We start from the raw sequence: 19,931 nt of genomic DNA on the forward strand, positions 1-19,931 counted from the left end.
CGCCATGACCTACCTCGTGCCCCTACCGGCTGGCCAGTCCGCCCGGTCCCTGCTGCCCCCGACCGACCCGGACACCGGCATCGCCACCTTCACCGCCCGCCCCGCACAACATGCCTGGGCCGTCGGGCAGGACCTGCTCGCCTGCCTCGGCGCCGACCCCGACCTCTACGGCTCCGGTCGCCGCCACGGCGAAGACCTCGAATACGCCCACGCCTGGCTGACGGCCTACGACGTACGGCTCGTCGTCATCCGGTTCGCCGACAACATCGCCAGCACCGAGGTACTCGACGACCTGGAGCACCTGTGTGCAAGCGTCGGCGCCGACCTCGTCCTCACTTGTGACGACACCGGCGGCGAACACCTCGCCGACTGGGCGACCGCACGCAGCGGCACCAGCATCGATCTCCCGCGGCTGACCGCCCTCATGGCTGACGTACGCCGGGCTGGGCGCCCTGTCGCCGCCGAATCCGCAGACGACTTTCCGCAGCACCTCCCCCGCTGCGAGTTCTACGCCTTCCGCGCCCGGCTCCGTGACGTCCTCCGCCCCGAGCAGTTCGCCCTGGTTGATCGCCTCTACTGCGACACCTTCCGCCCCTTTGCCGCTGAACCGCCGACCACCGCCGAGGACACGGCCGCACGACTCACCGCACTCATCGCGGCTCACCGCACGCCCGGCGAGGCGCTCGTCATCGCTCGCGCCGCCCAGGCCGCGCTGTTTACCCGCGGCCTGCTGCTCAAGGTGCACATCGACACGCTGCTGCACGGCGTGGCCGCCGCCGAGCACCGCCGCATGACCCCGGCCGAAGTGCGCTCCCTGCGCGCCTACCGCACGTGCTGGCGCTCCGCCGCCGCCGTCCTGCATGACGCCAACCTCAGCAAGGACGACATCCGCGCCCTCCGCATTGACCAGGTCACCGACGACGGATCCCTCATCGACATCGACCATCTGCCCCTGCACGACGACGCCCGGCTCTACCTCCGCGCCCAGCGCACCTTCCGGTTGATCACCGGCGCCAGCCCCGCCGCCCCGTTGATCCCCGAGTCCCGCCACCTCACCTACGCCCTGCGCCGCATCGGCGCCGAACTCAACCTGCCCGCCCCCACCAACCACATCCCCTCTGACGCCAGGAAGGCCGACCGCTGGCAACACAACCTCGGCGTCGCACTCCTCCCCCTCGTCGGCAATCACCTCAGCCCGGCCAGCACCACTCCCGACGACCGCATCGAGGAGGCCGCGTGACCGCCACCGTCCCCGTCAACGGCGCCGCCCTCCGCGAACGCCTCCTCGCCGCCGGACTCAGCGACCGCGCCTACGGCGACAAGTCCGGCCTCGGCGACGCCACGGTCCGCGGCATGCTGCTGCGCAACGAGGTCAACGGCAGCGTGAGCATCGCCGACCTCCGCCGCGCGGCCACCGAGGCAGGCATGACCATGGGCGACCTGTTCGACCCCGAGCCCGCCGATGCACCCGACGACACCCCAGCCGACGACATCGCCGTCCTCGCCCAAGTCCTCATCGCCCAGAAGCAGATGCACCCCGAAGACCGGCTCGCCCAAGCCCTCGACTGGCACCTCGACCGGCTCCGCGACGCCATCACCGGCCTCAACGCCCGGCTCACCCCGATCGGGCTGCGCGTGCACCGCAACAGCATGGGCGTGACCATCCGCGCCAACGACCAGAGCGCCACCCACGCCCTCGACCGGCTCACCCGCTACAAGGACGCCGACGACGGCATCGACCACGGCACCGCGCGCGTCCTCTACGCCGCCTACCGCGGCGCCCTGTCCGCGACCGACATGTCGACCGATCGCATGCTCAAGGTCGGCGCACTCGCCAACCGCGGAGCCGTCACCGTCAGCAGCGGCGTCGGCACCCGAGTGCAACTCACCGACGACGTCGCCTACGCATTCGACATGAGCCGGTGAACCGGTGCCCCCAGCCCTGACCACGGCGTCGCCAGCCCTGAGCACCCACCCCGCCGAGCCTGCGAGCGGCGCAGCGGCCTCGCTGGTGCCACCAGGTCCGTTTGCTGGCGAGGCGTCCGGCCGGAGGCAGGCCCATGCATGACGACGACCGGCAGGCGATCACCACCCTGCTCGCGATGGGGAGCCGCTTCGTCAGCGATGACGGGCAGGTGAGCATCCGCAGGCTCTCCGGTCAGCACGTCAGCGGCCCGACGTATCTCGCGGTGTGCCAAGCCTGCCAACTCCGGCCCTACGTGCCCGCCATGCCCTTTCCCTGGGTAGGGGACCCGGCCGCACGCGGTGGCCGGTGGCTGAAGTCCGTGGACGAGGTGCTGCACTTCGTCGAACTGCACGATCACCGAGCCCGGGCCAGCGCACTGCACCGTCTCTTGGCGCCCTACGAGGTCTCGGAGATCCAGCCGGAGCAAGGCGACTGGTGGCCACAGCCCAACCAGACTCGATTGGCCGCGGTGCCGCCGGAAGTGGCAGCACAAGCGCTGGACCTTCTTCCCCGCTACGAGACCACGGTCCGCCTCAACTCCGGTCAGCCGCCGATGACTTGGCTCGTCGACCAAGCCCTCGCACTGGAAGGACATCTCAACGGCTTGCTCAGGTACGGCTTCGTCCGGTTCAACGGCATCACGGTTCCTGCCCGCGTTTGCCGCATCCTCGCCGTCCGTGTCTTGGACTGGCCCGCCACCGATGACATGTCGCCGGGACTGGACTGCGCTCAGGCCAGCACGTGGACGCCCTGGTCGAAGAAGACGCCGTCTTGGACGGGCCGAGGCGACGAGTTGTTGGACCTGGATTTGCCGCTGGGGATTACGGGAGTCGACCTGACCTGGCGCTAAGCCCGCGCTCGATAGGCGCAGCCGCGGATGACTCGGCCGCCGATTGGAGGGCTGCGCCTGCCTCGTCGGGGAACTACGCGGCACCTGGGCCGACGTCAACGGCGATCACCCAAGGCCACGGTTTCGAGCCCGTGATCTGACTGCTCGCGCAGTCAGCAATCGGCAGCACTGAGGGGCGAGACCCATACGAGTCTCGCCCCTCAGTTACGTCACGAGCGTTGTAGCCAGCAGTTGCTTTGCACTACCTGTGACAGGTCCTGCACTATTGCTGACAACTAGTGCACTATTCGCGACAGCGCCGTGCACTACTCGTGACAGCCGTCATCAGCTGCAGCCGCTGGTGGAGCCGCAGCCCTCGCAGACGTAGCAGCTGCCGGCCGGGCGCATCTTCGTGCCGCAGGTCATGCACAGCGGCGCGTCGGTGGCGGTGCCGGTGACCAGCTCGAGGAGCTCGGCCGAGGAGTGGGCCTCCTTGATCGACTTCGGGCCCCCGGGGGTGACCTTCTCCTTGGCCACGCTCGTGGTGCCGGCCTCGGTCGGCACCGAGCCGCGCAGCGCCTCGACGTCGACCTCCTCCTCGACGACCTCCGCGGTGGAGGCTGAGCCGTAGTTCCCGGCCACCTGCGCGGCGCGCTCCTCGGCGCTGAAGATGCCGAGGGTGGCGCGGGTGTCGACCGGCAGGTGGTCGAGCGCCAGGCGACGGAAGATGTAGTCCATCACCGACTGGGCGATCCGGATGTCCGGGTCGTCGGTCATGCCGGCCGGCTCGAAGCGCATGTTGGTGAACTTCTGGATGTAGGTCTCCAGCGGCACACCGTGCTGCAGCGCGATCGAGATGCCGATCGAGAAGGCGTCCATGACACCGGCCAGGGTCGAGCCCTGCTTGCCCAGCTTGAGGAACACCTCGCCGAGGCTGCCGTCCTCGTACATCCCGGCCGTCATGTAGCCCTCGGCGCCGGCGACGCTGAACGACGTCGTCATGCTCTGGCGCTTCTTGGGCAGCCGGCGGCGCACCGGGTGCGACGTGGTGGCCACCGGGGCCGCCTCGACCTCGGCCACGGTCTCGGTCTTCTTGGCCTTGGCGTCGGACAGCGGCTGGCCGACCTTGCAGTTGTCGCGGTAGATCGCCAGCGCCTTGAGGCCGAGCTTCCAGCCCTGGAAGTAGATGTTCTCGACGTCCTCGACGGTCGCCGTCTCCGGCATGTTGACCGTCTTGCTGATGGCGCCGGAGATGAACGGCTGCACCGCGGCCATCATCCGGACGTGGCCCATCGGGGAGATGGCCCGCTCGCCCATGGCGCAGTCGAAGACCTCGTAGTGCTCCGGGCGCAGGCTCGGCGCGTCGACGACGTGGCCGTGCTCGGAGATGTACTCGACGATCGCCTCGACCTGCTCGTCCTGGTAGCCCAGGCTCTTGAGGGCCCGCGGGACGGTCTGGTTGACGATCTGCATGGAGCCGCCGCCGACCAGCTTCTTGTACTTGACCAGCGAGAAGTCCGGCTCGATGCCGGTCGTGTCGCAGTCCATCATGAAGCCGATCGTGCCGGTGGGGGCCAGCACGGAGGCCTGGGCGTTGCGCCAGCCGTTGTCCGCGCCGATCTCCAGGCACTCCTGCCACTGGGCGGTGGCGACGCGCAGCACGTCGGCGTCGTCGGCGCCGACCGGGCGGATCGCGTCGTTGGCCGCGGCGTGCTTGCGCATGACCCGGGCGTGGGCGTCGGCGTTGCGGGCGAAGCCCTCGTAGGCGCCGACGATGCCCGCCAGCTCGGCCGAGCGCCGGTAGGCGGTGCCGGTCATCAGCGAGGTGATCGCCGCCGCCAGCGTCTGGCCGCCCCGCGAGTCGTAGGCGTGGCCGGTGGCCATGAGCAGCGCGCCGAGGTTGGCGTAGCCGATGCCCAGCTGGCGGTAGGCGCGGGTGGTCTCGCCGATCGGCTCGGTCGGGAAGTCGGCGAAGCAGATGGAGATGTCCATCGCCGTGATGACCAGCTCGACGGCCTTGACGAAGGTCCGGGAGTCGAAGGTCCCGTCGTCCTTGAGGAACTTCATGAGGTTCAGGGACGCCAGGTTGCACGAGCTGTTGTCGAGGCTCATGTACTCCGAGCAGGGGTTGGACGCGTTGATCCGGCCCGTCTCGGGGTTGGTGTGCCAGTCGTTGATCGTGTCGTCGTACTGGATGCCGGGGTCGGCGCACTCCCACGCGGCCTGGGTGACCTTGCGGAACAGCTCCTTGGCGTCGACGGTCTCGATCACCGAGCCGTCGAGCCGGGCGCGCAGGCCGAACGGGTCGCCCTCCTCGACCGCGCGCATGAACTCGTCGGAGACGCGGACGCTGTTGTTCGCGTTCTGGTACTGGACGCTGGTGATGTCCTTGCCACCGAGGTCCATGTCGTAGCCGGCGTCGCGCAGCGCGCGGATCTTGTCCTCCTCGCGCGCCTTGGTCTCGATGAACTCCTCGATGTCGGGGTGGTCGATGTCGAGGACGACCATCTTCGCGGCGCGACGGGTGGCCCCACCGGACTTGATGGTGCCGGCGGAGGCGTCGGCGCCGCGCATGAAGGACACCGGGCCGGAGGCGGTGCCACCGGAGGACAGCAGCTCCTTGGAGGAGCGGATGCGGGAGAGGTTCAGGCCGGCACCGGAGCCGCCCTTGAAGATCAGGCCCTCCTCGCGGTACCAGTTCAGGATCGAGTCCATCTCGTCGTCGACGGCGAGGATGAAGCAGGCGCTGACCTGCTGCGGGGCGCTCGTGCCGACGTTGAACCACACGGGGCTGTTGAAGCTGAAGTACTGGTGCATGAGCATCCAGGTCAGCTCGTGCTCGAAGACCTCGGCGTCGCCCTCGGTGGCGAAGTAGCCGTGCTCGCGACCGGCCGCGCCGTAGGTGAGCACCACGCGGTCGATCAGCTGGCGCAGGCTGGTCTCCCGCTGCGGGGTGCCGACCGCGCCGCGGAAGTACTTCGTCGTGACGATGTTGGTGGCGTTGATGCTCCACTCGGCGGGGAACTCCACGCCGCGCTGCTCGAAGTTGATCGAGCCGTCGCGCCAGTTGGTCATGACGACGTCCCGGCGCTCCCAGGTCACCTCGTCGTACGGGTGCACACCGGCGGTGGTGAAGACGCGCTTGATCTTCAGGCCCTTCCCCCGGGTCGGCGCCTTGGCGGCGGCGCGACGCGTACGGCCTGCCACGCGGTCCTCGGTCTCGGTCACGAGCTCTCCCTTGGTGATCGGTGCGGGCGGCTGGGGAAGAGAGCCGCCCCTGTTCTAGCGGGTGGTGCTGACGGTTCTGGCTGTCCTGCGGGGGCCGTCGGCGGCGCTGCCGGCGGGTGGTGCTCGGGGATGGTCAGGTGCCCGCCGGGGCGCTGCGCCCGCCGCCCCGGCGGCGGGGCACCGGGGGCTCGAGCTGCAGGCCGGGCAGGGGCGGGGTGCCGCCGCGGTGGTGGCGCTCCCGCAGCTCGGTGATCTCCTTCTCGAAGTCCTCGACCGAGGTGAAGGCGCGGTACACGCTCGCGAAGCGCAGGTAGGCGACCTCGTCGAGCTCGCGCAGCGGCTGCAGGATGGCCAGCCCCACCTCGTTGCTCGGGACCTCGGCCACGCCGCTGGCGCGGATGGTGTCCTCCACCTGCTGGGCCAGCTGCTGGAGCTGGTCCTCGTCGACCGGCCGGCCCTGGCAGGCGCGGCGCACGCCGGCGACGACCTTGGCGCGGTTGAAGGGCTCGCTGACGCCGCTGCGCTTGACGACGGCGAGCACCGCCTCCTCCACGGTGGTGAAGCGGCGACCGCAGGCCGGGCACGAGCGGCGGCGTCGGGTGGTGGCCCCCTCGTCGGCCTCGCGCGAGTCGATCACCCGGCTGTCGGCGTTGTGGCAGAACGGGCAGCGCACTGCGGTTCACCTCCTCCGCGGACGGTCGGGCTGTGGACCCCTCTGGGGACATCCGGTGGAGACGCCGGGGAAGACCTGAGGACGAGCTGTGGAGGACTTCCATCGGTGCAACTACTAGATGTAGGGGGACAGTAGGCCGCCCTCCACTACATCTGCAAGACGACGCCGGGCGTGTCTCTTCCCGCGCGACGAGACCGTGACCCACTGGTGACCAGGCGCGAGCAGTTCTCCCACCCGTCACACGACACGCCGCGGCGCCGCGCGTGTCGGCGCGCGGGAGGCCGGGAGGTGGCGTACACGCGACGGCCGGGGCACTGCCTCCGGGCGCTGCCTCCGGGCGCTGCTCCGGGCACCGCCTCCGGGCACGCCGGAGGGACGCGGGAGCCGGCCGGACCGGCCCCCGCGGGACGTCCCGGGAGGAGCGCGCTCAGGCGGTGGGGACCGCCGGGCGGCCGCCGCGGGGGTTCGGCACGAGGTCGCCGAGCCGGATGGGGCGGGTGAGCAGGTCGGGCTCGGGCGCGGGCAGGCGCACCGCGGGCGCGACGACGGTCGCGTCACCGACGGGGGCCGCCACGGCAGGGGCCGCGACCGGGATCCCGGCCGGGGTCTCGGCCGAGGTGGCGGCAGGGTCCACGACGACCGCCGGCATCTCCGTCGTGAGCGCACGGTGCCGGCCGGGGACGGCCTCGGCCGGCGCGCGGTGGCGGCCGGCGCCGGCGGCGCCGACGGCGGGCTGCTCGGCGGTGACGTCGCCGCCGTGCCGCCGGGAGCGGCGCGACGCACGGGACGCGCGGCGCCCGCCGACCGGCGCGCCGGACCCCTGGTCGAGGACGGGCTCCGGGGCGGGAGCGGGGGCGAGCGCGAGGTGGCGCTCGGGCAGCCGCACGTCGACCAGGCCGACCCACGTGCCGGCGCCCTCGACGACCCCGGGCACGTCGGCCCGCAGTCGCACCCAGGCCTCGCACGCGCCCGTCGCGTCGTGCCGCCAGCCGAGCATCGCGCCCGGCACCCAGGCGCCCTCGACGAGCACCTCGACGTCCTGCGGGGACCCGAAGGACACCGCGGCCCTGCTGTTCACGGCTGCTGACACGCTCCTGACCGTAGGTGCCGATCCGACCTCGGCGGGTGAGCGACCGGGGGCCGATCGTTGACGAACTCCCGCCGCGCTTCTCGTCACTTCTCCGACCACCACACCGACACCGGCCTCAGCACCCGGGACCCGGCTCAGGGCAGCCGGAGCACCTGGCCGACCTCGACGACGGAGCCCTCGAGGTCGTTGAGCGCCTCGATCGCGTCGACGACGGCTCGCACGTCCTGGTCGTCGCGGGCGACCTCCGCGGCGATCGACCACACGGTGTCGCCCTCCCCCACCACGACGCTGCTGCCGGCGGCGAGCTGCAGCCCCTCGTCGGGCGCGAGGACCTCCCGGCCCAGCACCGCGCCGCCCACCCCGGCGGCGAGCACGAGGACGGCGACGAGCCGCCGCCCGCGGCCGGTCAGCCGGACCGGCACCGGGGCGGGCGCGGCCGGACGGCGGCCGGACCCCCGCGCGGGCTCGGCGCGCACCGGGCGGCCACCGGGCCGCGCCGGGTCGCGCCGGGTGCGCGACGCCTCGGCGGCCGGACCGGCGGAGGGACCCGTGGCCCGCGGCGCCGCGGCGGCCGGCCGGTCGGGCACCGGGCGCAGGTGACCGGCCACGCGCGGACCGGAGCCCGGCAGCGCGCCCGCCTCCCCCACGGCGCCGGTGGGCCGGCGCGGCGGCGTCCGGCGGGCCGCGGGCGCCGATGCCCGCTCGTCGAGGAGCGGCCGCCACGGCACCCGCACCGCCGCGTCGAACTCGAGCACTGCCTGCCGCACGCCGCCCATGACCCGCTCCTCCTCGTCGACCGCCCTCGAACACGCGTTCGATTCGAACGTCTGTGCGATGTCTACCGCACGCCCCCGACGAGGTCGACACGACACCGCGGGTGTTTCGAACACACGTTTGAAGTGGCGGCCCCGAGGCGCTACGGTCCGACCAGCACCCCGTCCGTCCGGTGTCCCCCGCGGGACGTCCGTCCGCTCCCTCCCGGTCCACCCGGGAGCCGGGCGGCCGCCCGGGCGGCACGGCAACCGGGCAGGAGACCAGGTCGCGGCACGCGGCCGGCGAGGAGGAGACGTGGCGGGCACGAGCGGGACCGGCCGGCGCACGGACGGCGAGACGGCGCGGGGCACCACGGCCTCTCGCCGCCCGGCCGCCCGGCGGGGAGCGGACGCCGGGGGCGCCGCCACCGCCACGGGCACCGCCGCGGTGCGCACCTTCCCCGACCGGGCCGAGGCCGGCGACGGGCTCACCCAGCGCCAGCGCCGGGTCCTCGAGGTCATCCGCGACTCGATCGAGCGCCGCGGCTACCCGCCCTCGGTCCGCGAGATCGGCGAGGCGGTCGGCCTGTCGTCGGCGTCGTCGGTCGCCCACCAGCTGTCGGTGCTGCAGAAGAAGGGCTGGCTGCGGCGTGATCCGAACCGCCCCCGCGCGCTGGACGTCCGGCTGCCCGGCGACACCGCCGCCGAGTCGGCGCCGGCCGCCCCGGCCGCCGACGGCACGGCCGCCCCCACCTACGTCCCGCTGGTCGGCCGGATCGCCGCCGGTGGCCCGGTGCTGGCCGAGCAGGCGGTCGAGGACGTCTTCCCGCTGCCGCGCGAGCTCGTCGGCGACGGCACGCTGTTCATGCTCAAGGTCGCCGGTGACTCGATGGTCGACGCGGCCATCTGCGACGGCGACTGGGTCGTCGTGCGCCAGCAGCCGACCGCGGAGAACGGCGAGATCGTGGCCGCGATGCTCGACGGCGAGGCCACGGTGAAGACCTACAAGCGGCGCGACGGGCACGTGTGGCTGCTGCCGCACAACCCGGCGTACGAGCCCATCCCGGGCGACGAGGCGACCATCCTCGGCCGGGTGGTCACCGTCCTGCGCCGGGTCTGACGACAGCTCCCGGGGCCCGGCCCGCGCGCCGGACCCCGGGCGGGTCCGGGGCGACCCGCGGGCGGTCGCGTCAGGCGGCGGGCGGCTGGTCGGGCGAGCGCCGCCGGCGCAGCCGCCCGGCGAGCCACACGAGCAGGGTGGCCACCGCGGCGGCGAGCAGCCCCGCGGCCAGCGGGGGCGTGCCGTCGTCGCCGCCGTCGAGCAGGCCCGACGGCCCGGCAGCGGTCGACGCGGGCGTCGCGGGTGCCGCCGTCTCCGCGGGGACGGGCACGAGCGTGACGTCCCCGGGCAGGCCCTCCCCCGCCACCAGCAGCGCGCCGCCGTCAGCGGTGAAGGACACCGCCTCCCCCTGCGGCGCGTCGGGGAGCGCCACCCGCACCGGCTCGCCGGCGAGCGCGGCCAGGACGTCGGAGCCGGCGAGCGGCCAGACGTAGGCGTCGGTGTAGGTGCGCAGCGCGATGCGGCTGCCGTCGCGCGCCACCGCGCCACCGGTCACCAGCAGCTGTCCCGCGCGGCCGACCGGCCCGCCCGGCGTGCCGGTCAGGGTGAAGGTCACCGTCCCGACGTCGGCCAGCGCGACCGTGCCGCCGTCGACCAGCGGCGCCGCGGGGCGGTAGACGTGGCTCGCGCCCAGCACCTCCTTGGTCACGATGTACGGCGTCCCGTCGGGGGCCACGAGCAGCGCCTCGGCGTCGTGCGGCCCGTCCGGGTAGGTGAGCCGGTACAGCGCCGTGCCGCCGTCGGGGCGCAGCGCGATGAGCGCGACGGTCGCCCGGGTGGCGTTGTTGTCGCCGGTGTCGGCCAGCCACACGGTGCCGTCGGCGCCGACGCCGAGGTCCTCGGGGTCGTAGGGGTCCAGCGGCGCGGTGGTCACGTCGACGACCTGGCACCCGCCGTCGAGGACGGCGACGCTCACCTGGTCCCCGCCGTCGGGGATGGCCAGCATCCGCTCGCCGACGTCGACGAGCCCGGACAGCTCGGCCAGCCGCGGGTCGGTCACCTGACAGCGCACCGACGGCGCGGCCGTCTCCTCCGCGCGGGCGGGAGCCGCGAGCAGCGCGGGCACCAGGGCCAGCGCGAGGACCGGCGCGAGGACCGCGGCAGATGCCCGTCCCGCGCGCGCGGTCGCGCTAGGCGGGAGGACGGCCGGCTCGGGCACTCGCCCAGCGTGACAGGACGGATGCGTCGAGTGCGTGCACCACGCCCAGCAGGAGCAGCCCGACAGCCGCGCCGACGACCGCGTCGGTGACCCAGTGGAAGTCCAGCGACACCATCGCGATCCCGGTGGCGACCGGGCCGACGACGGCGAGCCACCACAGCAGCGTCTGCACGCGCGGGGGCAGGGCGTACTCGGCGGCCTGCCAGCGCGCGACGCCCCACATGAGCACGGCGTTGGCCACGTGCCCGGAGGGGTAGCTGGCGCCGTCGCGGTGGAAGAAGGACCCCGGGTAGGCGGGGGCGGTCCGGCCGGTGCTGAACTTGAAGGCGTAGACCACGACGGTGAGCAGCACCAGCGCGGTGAGCACCCGGACCAGGGGCAGCAGGGTGCGCCCGCGCACGCACAGCCAGGCCACCAGCCCGGCGAAGACGATGAGGATGGTGCCGCGGCCGCCGACCTGGGTGACCACCCAGACCGGCCAGTAGGCCGGCGAGTCCCGCAGGTCCCAGCTGCTCACGACCTCCGAGACCTGCAGGTCCAGCCGCTCGAGGACGCCGCGGCTGAGCAGGTCGGCGGTGACCGCGACCGTCACGGCGAACGCGACCAGCAGCAGCCACCACGGCGGCCGGCCTGCGCGCACGGCGGGCGGCGGCACGGACGCGTCGCCGTCGGCCGGCGTCCCGCCCCGCACGGCGCCGCTCATGACACGGCCGCTGGTCACGTCGTCACGGTACCGGCCCGTGACCCACCCGTGACCTCCCGAACGGGGGACGGCGAGCCGCCCGGGTGACCGGCGGGGGCCGGACACCCGGGCGGACGCCGGGAGGGGACGCGGGAGGAGCGGTCAGGCGACGGGGACGGCGAACCGCTCGAGCGCCGCGGCCAGGCCCCCGTCGACGCGGGCGGTCAGCCGGGTGCCGGCCGCCTCGTGCAGCTCGCTGAGCACCTCGCCGTCGCGGTGCACGCGGGCCACAAGGTCGCCCCGGTCGTAGGGCACCAGCACCTCGACCTCGACGTCGGGGTGCGGCAGCCGCGCCGACACGATCTCGCGCAGCTTCTCGATGCCCTCGCCGGTGCGCGCGGAGACCCACACCGCGCCGGGCAGCGCCTGACGAAGGGTGAGCACGTCGTCCTCGGTCATGGCGTCGACCTTGTTGACGACGATCAGCTCCGGCACCGCGGCGGCGTCGATCTCGCGCAGCACCACGTGCACCGCGTCGATCTGGCCGAGCGGGTCGGGGTCGGAGCCGTCGACCACGTGCAGCAGCAGGTCGGCGCCGGCCACCTCCTCCAGCGTCGACCGGAACGCGTCGACGAGCTGGTGGGGCAGGTGCCGCACGAACCCGACGGTGTCGGTGAGCGTGTACTCGCGGCCGTCGGGCGACTGGGCCCGGCGCACCGTCGGGTCGAGGGTGGCGAACAGCGCGTCCTCCACCAGCACGCCCGCCCCGGTCAGCCGGTTGAGCAGGCTCGACTTGCCGGCGTTGGTGTAGCCGGCGATCGCTACGCTCGGGACGGCGTTGCGGCCGCGGGCCGAGCGCTGGGTGGCGCGCGCGGTGGCCATGCCGGCGATCTCGCGGCGCAGCTTGCTCACCCGCGCGCGGATCCGCCGGCGGTCGGTCTCGATCTTCGTCTCACCCGGACCGCGGGTACCGATGCCGCCACCACCGGCGACGCGGCCACCGGCCTGCCGGGACAGCGACTCACCCCAGCCGCGCAGGCGCGGCAGCATGTACTGCATCTGCGCCAGCTCGACCTGGGCCTTGCCCTCCCGGCTGGTGGCGTGCTGCGCGAAGATGTCGAGGATCAGCGCGGTCCGGTCGACCACCTTCACCTTGAGGATCTTCTCCAGCGCGTTGAGCTGGCCGGGGGTCAGCTCGCCGTCGGCGATGACGGTGTCGGCGCCGGTCGCGGCCACGATGTCGCGGATCTCGGCGGCCTTGCCCGAGCCCACGTAGGTGCCGGCGTCGGGCTTGTCGCGCCGCTGGCTCACGGCCTCGAGCACCTCCGAGCCCGCCGTCTCGGCGAGCGCGGCCAGCTCGGCCAGCGAGCGGTCGGCGTCGGCCTGGGTGCCCTCGGTCCAGACGCCCACGAGCACCACGCGCTCGAGGCGCAGCTGCCGGTACTCGACCTCGCTGACGTCGGCGAGCTCGGTGGACAGGCCCGCCACGCGGCGCAGCGCGCCACGCGCCTCGAGGTCGTAGGAGCCGGTGGTCCCGTCCACGTCGTCGCCGGTGTCCCACTGCCCGGCCGGGGCGGGGCGGACGTCGGCCGGCGAGGCGGCACGGTCGGCCCGGTCCTGTGCGTCGGCGAGCACGGCGCGGTTCTGTGCGGTCGTCATCACGTCCAATGTGACACGGGCGGGAGCGGCGGTCACCTGGGTTGTCTTCTCTGCAGTCGTCATACGCCGGGTACAACACCGAAACGGGTCAGGTGCATCCCGCGGGGAGCCGGGTAGGGCGCGACGAGGACCACGACGACGACGCCGACCCCAGGAGGCACCCGTGAGCACCAGCAGCAGCGAGGGCATCGAGGACCCGGGCCGCGACCCCGCCGGCCTCGAGGTCCCCCGCAACCCCTTCGGCGGCGCCGACCAGGACACCGGTCGCGGCGAGCCGCGCGGCACCGGCAACGTGGGCCCCGGCGACAAGCCGGAGGCGCCGACCGACGAGCCGGAGACCCGCGCCGACACCCCGGACGACCCCGCGGCCGACCGCTAGCGGCAGCCGGCCGGGTCCCGCTGCGGGCCCGGCCGGGTCACAGTCCCGACTCGACCATGTCGAGGGTGCGCTCGAGCACGCGCTCCCGGCGGTCGGGCGGCAGCCGGCGCAGCGGGCCCTCGGTCAGCAGCACCGCCAGCCCGTGCACGGCGGCCCAGGCCGCGGCCGCGGCGTCGGTCCGCCGGTCCTCGTCGAGGACGCCCGTGTCGACCAGGTCCGCGATGCATGCCTCCAGGACGCCGAACGGGTCGGCGCCGGGCAGGCGGCCGCGGTCGTGCCGGTTGGCCACCTGGAACAGCCCGGGCTCGTCGAGGACGAACTCCACATAGGCGCGGCCGGAGGCGCGGAACCGGCGCCGCGCCGCCGTCGCGGTGCCCGGCGCCGGCTCGGCGTCGGCGTCGGCGTCGGCGATCCGTGCCGCCAGCCGCTCGGCCAGCCGCCGGCGTCCCACGTCCCCCACGGCCACGAGCAGGTCCTCCCGCCCCTCGGGGAAGTGCCGGTAGGCGGCGGAGGCCGAGACCCCCAGGCCTGCGGCCAGCCGGTTGAGCCCGACCGCCGCCTCGCCCCCCTCCCGCGCGGCGGCGACCGCGGCCTCGACCAGCGCCGCCTTGAGGTCGCCGTGGTGGTAGGTCGCCCGCGCCGTCACGACCGCATCCTGCCACTGATGTTGACGCCGTTCACACCTCGGCCTATGTTGATGCCGTTCACACAGGAGGTGTGCGGTGTACGTTTCGTGGACGGCCCTGGAACTGGAGGCCCCGGCCGCGGTGTGCCCCTGGCGGCCCGCCGGTGCCGCGTCCAGCCAGGCCGGCATCGCCGGTGCCGGACGGGCCGAGCTGCCCGAGGACCCCGGCACCTGGTGGTCGGTCCTCGGGACGTGGGACGACCCGGTGGAGGCGCTGCGCGCGGCACCGGCGCCCGGCGGCCCGGTGCGCGCCGCCTGGCACGTCGTCGTCCAGCCGGTGTCCTACCGGGGCGACGCGGTGCTCGCCGGCGGCGCCCGCCCCTTCGACCGGCTCCCCCGCCGCGGGAAGGTGACCGGCGCCGCCGCCGTGATCACCCTGGCCGGGCTGGGGGACGACGCCGCGCGCACCGGGGAGTTCCTCGAGCGCTTCGGGGTCCTGGGCCGGCAGGTGCGCGACGCCCCCGGCTCCCTGGCCGCGCTCGTCCAGGCGCCGGACGACGGCGCCGTCCTCACCTTCTCCGCGTGGCGCACCCTGCGCGACGCCGTCACGTGGGCCTACCACCGGCCGGAGCACGCCGCCGCGGTCGCGCGGCACGAGGCCCACCGGCTGCTGCCGAGCACCGGCTTCCTCCGCTGTGCCGTCCTGGGCAGCTCCGGCACGCTCGGCGGCACCGACCCCCTCGCCGGCCTCACCGGCACCCCCGTCCTCCCGGAGGAGACCCCGTGACCACTGCCGACCACCTCGACCCCGTGGACGCCTACGGGGCGGCCTGGCTCGCCACCGACGCCGCAGAGCGGCTGTCCCTGCTCGAGCGGGCCTGGGCGCCCGACGGCGTCTACTGCGACCCGCTCGCCCACGTCACCGGGCGCCGGGCGCTCTCCGACCACATCGCCGGGACGCAGGAGCAGCTCGCCGGTGGCCGCGTGGAGGTGACCAGCCGCCCCGTGCGCCACCACGACAGCGCGCTGTTCCACTGGCGCATCACCGACGCCGCCGGCACGACGGTGCTCACCGGCCTCGACGTGGTCCAGGTCGACGACGAGGGCCGCATCCGCCGGCTGACCGGCTTCTTCGACGACGCCCCGGCCCCATCCTGACCGGCGTCAGGCCCCGAGCCACTCCGGGGTGAGGTCCCCGGTCGCGACGACGACCGCGGGGCCGCGCAGCACCGTCGTCGCCGGGGAGACGTCGACCGTCAGCCGCCCACCCGGGACGTCGACGACGACCGTGCCGTGCTGCGGCCCCTCGGGTTCCGGCGACCGGGCGGCCAGCGCCGCGTAGGCCGTGGCGCACGCGCCGGTGCCGCAGGAGCGGGTCTCCCCCACCCCGCGCTCGTGCACCCGCAGGCGGACGTGCGCGTCGGCGCCCTCGGCGGGGCTCGCCAGCACCTGCACGAACTCGACGTTGACGCCCTCGGGGAACAGGCCGTCGTCGAAGCCCGGCTGGGCGGTCAGGTCGAGGGTGCCGAGGTCCGCGTCGGTCAGGCAGACCAGGTGCGGGTTGCCCATCGACACCGCCTGGCCGGGGAACGCCCGCCCGGCGACGGTGGCCTCGCCGCGCCCGAACGGCCGGGCGGGGCCCATGTCGACCCAGTAGCCGCCGCCCGCGTCGGCGCCCACCCGCCGCGGCCCGCCGCGGGTGCCCACGAGCACGCCGTCGGCGCAGGCGGCGCGGTCGAGCAGGCCCTCGGTGACCAGCACGTGCAGGAACAGCCGGATGCCGTTGCCGCACATCTCCGCGTGCGAGCCGTCGGCGTTGCGGTGGTCCATGAACCACTCGCACGCGTCGAGGTGATCGCCGAGGACGGCGGGGGCGTCGGGCACGTGCCGGCTGCGCACCACCCGCAGGACGCCGTCGCCGCCGAGGCCGGACCGGCGCTCGCACAGGCGCCGGACGAGGGCGGCGTCGAGGCGGTCCTCGGGCCAGCGGTCCCCGTCGGGGTCGGGCAGGACGACGAAGTCGTTCTCGGTGCCGTGCCCGAGGAGGAACCGGTCGCTCACCGCCCGATCGTACGGCCGGCGAGCAGCGCCTCGACCGCGCCGGCGAGGTCGGGGCGGGCGGCGTCGAACCACGCCGTCGCCGGGTCGCGGCGGAACCACGACCGCTGCCGGCGGACAAAACGGCGGGTGGTGGACACCGTGCGCTCGCGCGCCTCCTCGGGGGTCAGCTCGCCGTCGAGCTGGGCGAGCACCTGCGCGTAGCCGAGCGCCCGGGAGGCGGTGGGGCCCTCCCGCAGGCCCTCGGCCACCAGCGCCTCCACCTCGGCGACGAACCCGGCCGCCCACATCCGGTCCACCCGGGTGGCGACCCGCCCGTCGAGCTCGGCGACCTCCCGGTCCAGGCCGACGACGACGGCCGGGTAGTGCGGCCGCGGCTCGGGCAACGTGGCGCGGAACGGCCCGCCGGTCAGCTCCACCACCTCCAGCGCGCGCACGATCCGCCGGCCGTTGGAGGGCAGGACGGCGGCCGCGGCGGCCGGGTCGACGGCGGCCAGCCGGGCGTGCAGCGCAGCGGGCCCGGACGCCTCCAGCTCGGCCTGCAGGCGGGCCCGCACGGCGGGGTCGGTGCCGGGGATGTCGAGGTCGTCGAGGGCGGCGCGCACGTACAGGCCCGACCCGCCGACCAGCAGCGGCAGCCGGCCCGCCGCCCGCAGCCGGTCGACCTCCGCCCGGGCCAGCCGCGCGTACTCCGCCACCGACGCCGCCTGCCGCACCGGCCAGACGTCGAGCAGGTGGTGCGGCACGCCCCGGCGCTCGGCGGCGTCGGGCTTGGCGGTGCCGATGTCCATGCCGCGGTAGAGCTGCATGGAGTCGGCGTTGACCACCTCGCCGCCGAGCCGCTGCGCCAGCTCCACCGCCAGCGCGGTCTTGCCGGTGGCGGTGGGGCCCACCACCGCGACCACGGGCGGCAGCGCACCCCCCGCGGTCACCGGGCGGTCCAGGACGCCACCAGGTAGCCGACGCCGAACGGCGCCTCGTCGGCGAGCAGCCGCGCCTCGACGTGGCGCCCGGCCAGCAGCGCCCCGACCGCCCGCCACACCGGCACGCCGGCCGCCATCAGCCGCGCCCCCTCGGCGGCGTCGAGGCCGGCCAGCGCGGCGGCGTCCCCGGTCGCGAGCGCGGCGGCGACGGCGGCGTCGAAGGGGGCGGCGGCCTCGTCGAGGTGGCCGGGCGCCTTGACGCCGCGGCGCGCCGACCCGTCCCCCAGCGCCAGCACGCCGACCGTCCCGGACAGCCCCGCGACGACGGCGGCGAGGTCCCGCGGGCCGGCGCCCACCCGGGTCCCGGTGTGCCCCGCCTCGTCCAGCAGCCAGGCGCCGACGGTCAGGCCGGGCGGCGTCCGGCGCCCGCCCGGACGCACCCCGCCGGACAGCGGCACCTCGACGTCGACGCCGAAGCCGCGCAGGTCCCCGGCGTCGCCCTGCCCGTAGCGGCCCTCGGCGTCGGGGGCGACGAGGACGACGACCTCGGGACCGGCCGCGAGCAGCGCGTCGAGGGCCGTGGCGCAGGCGGCGCGCAGCCCGGCGGTGTCCGCGGCGGCGCGGCCGGCGACCCGCGGGAGGAGCAGCGGGGGGCACGGGCAGAAGGCGACCGACAGGGGCGGCGTGCCGGTCGGGCCGGGCGGGCTGCTCACCGCACGAGTGTCGCGGATGCGGCGTGGGACACTGCGGTGCGTGTCGAGCACGGAGAACCCCGGAGACGGGTCGCAGCAGGTCCCCACGCCCGAGACGGCGGGTCCCGACGCGGTCACCCCCGACGCGGGGACGCCCGCCGCCCCCACCCCGGAGGCGGCCGCGCTGGCCGACCCGACGGCGGATGCGGCGCCCGTCGCGGAGCCGACGACCGAGCCCACCGCGGAGACCCCCGCCGAGGTCCCGGCCGAGGCCGCCCCGGAGCAGGCCGTCCCGGAGCAGGCCGCCCTGGAGCAGGCCGCCCCGGAGCAGGCCGCCCCGGTGCCGCACGCCCCGGAGACCGCGGTGGCCGCCACCTCGGACCCCGCGCAGTGGGGCCGGGTCGACGACGAGGGCACCGTCTACGTGCGCACCGCCGACGGCGAGCGCGCCGTCGGGTCCTGGCAGGCCGGCGAGCCCGCCGCCGGGCTCGCGCACTTCGCCCGCCGCTACGACGACCTCGCCACCGAGGTGTCGCTGCTCGAGGCGCGGCTCAAGGCGCACACCGGAAACCCCTCGGAGATCAAGACCAAGGCGCAGGCGCTCGCCGAGACCATCCCCACCGCCACCGCCGTCGGCGACCTCGACGGCCTGGCCGCCCGCGCCCGCGCGATGGTGGAGACCGCCGACTCCGCGGCCGCCGAGTCGCGCGCCGAGAAGGCCGCCGCCCGCGCCGCGCAGGTCGCCCGCAAGGAGGCGCTGGCCGCCGAGGCGGAGCAGATCGCCGCGGAGTCGACGTCGTGGAAGGCCGCCGGCGACCGCCTCAAGGCGATCGTCGAGGAGTGGAAGACCATCCGCGGTATCGACCGCAAGACCGACGAGGCGCTGTGGACCCGGTTCGCCGCGGCCCGCGACGCCTTCGGCCGGCGGCGCGGCGCGCACTTCGCCGCGCTCGACGCGCAGCGCGGTGAGGCGCGGGCGGCCAAGCAGGAGCTGATCGCCGAGGCGCAGCGGCTGTCGGCGTCGACCGACTGGGGCCCGACCAGCGCCGCCATGCGCTCGCTGATGGACCGGTGGAAGGCCGTGCCGCGCACCGGCCGCGACGGCGACGACGACCTGTGGAAGCAGTTCCGCGCCGCGCAGGACGTCTTCTTCAGCGCCCGCTCCGAGTCCGACAAGGCGCGCAACAGCGAGCAGGCCGCCAACCAGCAGGCCAAGGAGGAGCTGCTCGCCGAGGCCGAGAAGCTCGACCCCTCCACCGACCTGCGCGGCGCCCAGGCGGCGCTGCGGCGGATCCAGGAGCGCTACGACGCGATCGGCCACGTGCCGCGCGGCGCGATGCGCTCGCTGGAGGACCGCATGCAGGCCGTCGAGCAGCGGGTGCGCGGCGCGGCCGACGCCGGCCGGGTGCGCACCGCCCCGGAGAACCCGATGGTCACCTCGATGCGCGCGGCGGTGACCAAGGCCGAGGAGCAGCTGGCCAAGGCCGAGGCGTCCGGGGACACCCGGCGCATCTCGCAGGCGCAGGCCGACCTGGCCACCCGCCGCGAGTGGCTGGCCGAGGCCGAGAAGGCCGCCCGGCGGTGACCGGGCCGGGGCACGCCCCCGGGGTCCGTGTGCGCGAGGCGGGCGACGGCGACCACGCCGCCGTCCGGCGGATGCTGACCGCCTACCACCTCACGACCGAGCGCGAGAAGGGCCGCCCGGTCGACGACACCGCCCGGCTCCCCTCCGCGTACCGCGCGGAGATCGCCGCCGGGCGGCCCGCGACCGGCCGGCTCTTCCTCCTCCTCGACGACGACGCGGGCGCCGTCGGCACGTACGTGCTCGCGCCGACGCCGGACCGGTCGACCGCCGAGCTGAAGCGGCTCTGGGTCGAGCCGGCGGAGCGGGGCCGGGGGCTGGGCGAGCTGGCCCTCCGGGACGCCGTCCGGCGGTGCGCGGAGGCCGGGACCGGGACGCTCCGGCTCAGCGTGTGGGAGTGGCGGTCCGCGGCGATCTCGCTCTACCGCCGGATGGGCTTCACCGACCACCCGCCGTGGGACCCACGCCCCGGCCTCGTCTGCCTGGGACGGCGCACGGGCTGACGCCGGCTGCC

The 19,931-nt window shown here is 75.2% G+C and carries 20 protein-coding genes; 9 read left to right on the plus strand and 11 right to left on the minus strand.

Translation table 11 applies throughout. The features are described 5' to 3' along the window. The first annotated feature begins 4 nt into the window (after positions 1–4). The 3 genes from ACI78R_RS07905 (at position 5) to ACI78R_RS07915 (ending at position 2,816) form a co-directional block, all read left to right on the plus strand. Complete coding sequence (locus ACI78R_RS07905) at positions 5–1,240, plus strand: hypothetical protein (RefSeq protein ID WP_457040281.1); 1,236 nt, start codon at positions 5–7, stop codon at positions 1,238–1,240. After that, the gene (locus tag ACI78R_RS07910) at positions 1,237–1,926 is read left to right on the plus strand and encodes a hypothetical protein (RefSeq protein WP_457040282.1); all 690 of its coding nucleotides are present in this window, start codon (positions 1,237–1,239) and stop codon (positions 1,924–1,926) included. The genes ACI78R_RS07905 and ACI78R_RS07910 overlap by 4 nt, the downstream gene beginning before the upstream one ends. Positions 1,927–2,060: 134 nt before the next feature. Beyond that, on the plus strand, positions 2,061–2,816 hold the full coding sequence (locus tag ACI78R_RS07915) for a hypothetical protein (protein ID WP_457040283.1): 756 nt from the start codon (positions 2,061–2,063) through the stop codon (positions 2,814–2,816). A 324-nt stretch (positions 2,817–3,140) separates the two neighbouring features. On the opposite strand, the gene ACI78R_RS07920 is transcribed toward ACI78R_RS07915, so the two are convergent. From ACI78R_RS07920 to ACI78R_RS07935, 4 genes are all read right to left on the minus strand, one after another. Next, on the minus strand, positions 3,141–6,023 hold the full coding sequence (locus ACI78R_RS07920; RefSeq protein WP_457040284.1) for a vitamin B12-dependent ribonucleotide reductase: 2,883 nt from the start codon (positions 6,021–6,023) through the stop codon (positions 3,141–3,143). A gap of 133 nt (positions 6,024–6,156) precedes the next feature. After that, positions 6,157–6,696: a transcriptional regulator NrdR gene (gene nrdR, locus ACI78R_RS07925; protein ID WP_073420573.1), complete on the minus strand. Its 540-nt coding sequence runs from the start codon at positions 6,694–6,696 to the stop codon at positions 6,157–6,159. Between the two features lie 427 nt (positions 6,697–7,123). Continuing rightward, positions 7,124–7,786, minus strand: coding sequence for a hypothetical protein (locus ACI78R_RS07930; protein WP_457040285.1), 663 nt, complete (start codon positions 7,784–7,786; stop codon positions 7,124–7,126). A 134-nt stretch (positions 7,787–7,920) separates the two neighbouring features. Next, positions 7,921–8,562, minus strand: coding sequence for a LysM peptidoglycan-binding domain-containing protein (locus tag ACI78R_RS07935; RefSeq protein ID WP_457040286.1), 642 nt, complete (start codon positions 8,560–8,562; stop codon positions 7,921–7,923). Positions 8,563–8,854: 292 nt separating this feature from the next. On the opposite strand from ACI78R_RS07935, the gene lexA reads away from it, so the two are divergent. Next, positions 8,855–9,658 (plus strand): transcriptional repressor LexA, encoded by an 804-nt coding sequence (lexA, locus tag ACI78R_RS07940; protein WP_073420576.1) that lies wholly within the window; start codon positions 8,855–8,857, stop codon positions 9,656–9,658. 70 nt (positions 9,659–9,728) lie between these two features. Here the strand turns inward: lexA and ACI78R_RS07945 are convergent, their stop codons facing one another. The 3 genes from ACI78R_RS07945 to hflX form a co-directional block, all read right to left on the minus strand. Then, a complete protein-coding gene (locus ACI78R_RS07945) occupies positions 9,729–10,724 on the minus strand; it encodes a hypothetical protein (RefSeq protein ID WP_457040287.1) in 996 nt (331 codons plus the stop codon). A 64-nt stretch (positions 10,725–10,788) separates the two neighbouring features. Beyond that, complete coding sequence (locus tag ACI78R_RS07950) at positions 10,789–11,538, minus strand: phosphatase PAP2 family protein (protein WP_457040288.1); 750 nt, start codon at positions 11,536–11,538, stop codon at positions 10,789–10,791. Between the two features lie 123 nt (positions 11,539–11,661). Further along, positions 11,662–13,158 carry a GTPase HflX gene (gene hflX / locus ACI78R_RS07955; protein ID WP_457040289.1) on the minus strand — a complete coding sequence of 499 codons (1,497 nt, stop codon included), beginning with the start codon at positions 13,156–13,158 and terminating at the stop codon, positions 11,662–11,664. 163 nt (positions 13,159–13,321) lie between these two features. On the opposite strand from hflX, the gene ACI78R_RS07960 reads away from it, so the two are divergent. After that, positions 13,322–13,537 (plus strand): hypothetical protein, encoded by a 216-nt coding sequence (locus tag ACI78R_RS07960; protein WP_073420579.1) that lies wholly within the window; start codon positions 13,322–13,324, stop codon positions 13,535–13,537. 37 nt (positions 13,538–13,574) lie between these two features. On the opposite strand, the gene ACI78R_RS07965 is transcribed toward ACI78R_RS07960, so the two are convergent. After that, complete coding sequence (locus ACI78R_RS07965) at positions 13,575–14,183, minus strand: TetR-like C-terminal domain-containing protein (protein WP_457040290.1); 609 nt, start codon at positions 14,181–14,183, stop codon at positions 13,575–13,577. Between the two features lie 76 nt (positions 14,184–14,259). On the opposite strand from ACI78R_RS07965, the gene ACI78R_RS07970 reads away from it, so the two are divergent. After that, the gene (locus tag ACI78R_RS07970) at positions 14,260–14,949 is read left to right on the plus strand and encodes a hypothetical protein (protein WP_457040291.1); all 690 of its coding nucleotides are present in this window, start codon (positions 14,260–14,262) and stop codon (positions 14,947–14,949) included. After that, the gene (locus ACI78R_RS07975) at positions 14,946–15,320 is read left to right on the plus strand and encodes a nuclear transport factor 2 family protein (protein ID WP_457040292.1); all 375 of its coding nucleotides are present in this window, start codon (positions 14,946–14,948) and stop codon (positions 15,318–15,320) included. Before ACI78R_RS07970 ends, ACI78R_RS07975 begins: the two co-directional genes overlap by 4 nt. Before the next feature lie 6 nt (positions 15,321–15,326). Here the strand turns inward: ACI78R_RS07975 and dapF are convergent, their stop codons facing one another. Genes dapF through ACI78R_RS07990 form a run of 3 tightly spaced genes read right to left on the minus strand, consistent with a single transcriptional unit; the run spans position 15,327 to position 17,856 of the window. After that, complete coding sequence (gene dapF / locus ACI78R_RS07980; protein ID WP_457040293.1) at positions 15,327–16,223, minus strand: diaminopimelate epimerase; 897 nt, start codon at positions 16,221–16,223, stop codon at positions 15,327–15,329. Beyond that, positions 16,220–17,152 (minus strand): tRNA (adenosine(37)-N6)-dimethylallyltransferase MiaA, encoded by a 933-nt coding sequence (gene miaA / locus ACI78R_RS07985; RefSeq protein ID WP_457040294.1) that lies wholly within the window; start codon positions 17,150–17,152, stop codon positions 16,220–16,222. The genes dapF and miaA overlap by 4 nt, the downstream gene beginning before the upstream one ends. Continuing rightward, positions 17,149–17,856: a hypothetical protein gene (locus tag ACI78R_RS07990; RefSeq protein ID WP_457040295.1), complete on the minus strand. Its 708-nt coding sequence runs from the start codon at positions 17,854–17,856 to the stop codon at positions 17,149–17,151. The genes miaA and ACI78R_RS07990 overlap by 4 nt, the downstream gene beginning before the upstream one ends. 40 nt (positions 17,857–17,896) lie before the next feature. Here ACI78R_RS07990 and ACI78R_RS07995 point away from each other — a divergent pair, with 40 nt between their 5' ends. Continuing rightward, positions 17,897–19,420 carry a DUF349 domain-containing protein gene (locus ACI78R_RS07995; protein ID WP_457040296.1) on the plus strand — a complete coding sequence of 508 codons (1,524 nt, stop codon included), beginning with the start codon at positions 17,897–17,899 and terminating at the stop codon, positions 19,418–19,420. Continuing rightward, entirely contained in the window at positions 19,417–19,920 is a 504-nt protein-coding gene (locus ACI78R_RS08000) for a GNAT family N-acetyltransferase (protein WP_457040297.1), read from the plus strand. The genes ACI78R_RS07995 and ACI78R_RS08000 overlap by 4 nt, the downstream gene beginning before the upstream one ends. Positions 19,921–19,931 lie beyond the last annotated feature (11 nt).

It is taken from the genome of Geodermatophilus sp. SYSU D01106, assembly GCF_054049995.1.

Excerpts from the sequence above, each read along its gene's own strand:
- ACI78R_RS07935 (WP_457040286.1), bottom strand. The coding sequence starts at position 8,562 with ATGGGCGGCGTGCGGCAGGCAGTGCTCGAGTTCGACGCGGCGGTGCGG.
- ACI78R_RS07905 (WP_457040281.1), top strand. The coding sequence starts at position 5 with ATGACCTACCTCGTGCCCCTACCGGCTGGCCAGTCCGCCCGGTCCCTG.
- hflX (WP_457040289.1), bottom strand. The coding sequence starts at position 13,158 with ATGACGACCGCACAGAACCGCGCCGTGCTCGCCGACGCACAGGACCGG.
- ACI78R_RS07915 (WP_457040283.1), top strand. The coding sequence starts at position 2,061 with ATGCATGACGACGACCGGCAGGCGATCACCACCCTGCTCGCGATGGGG.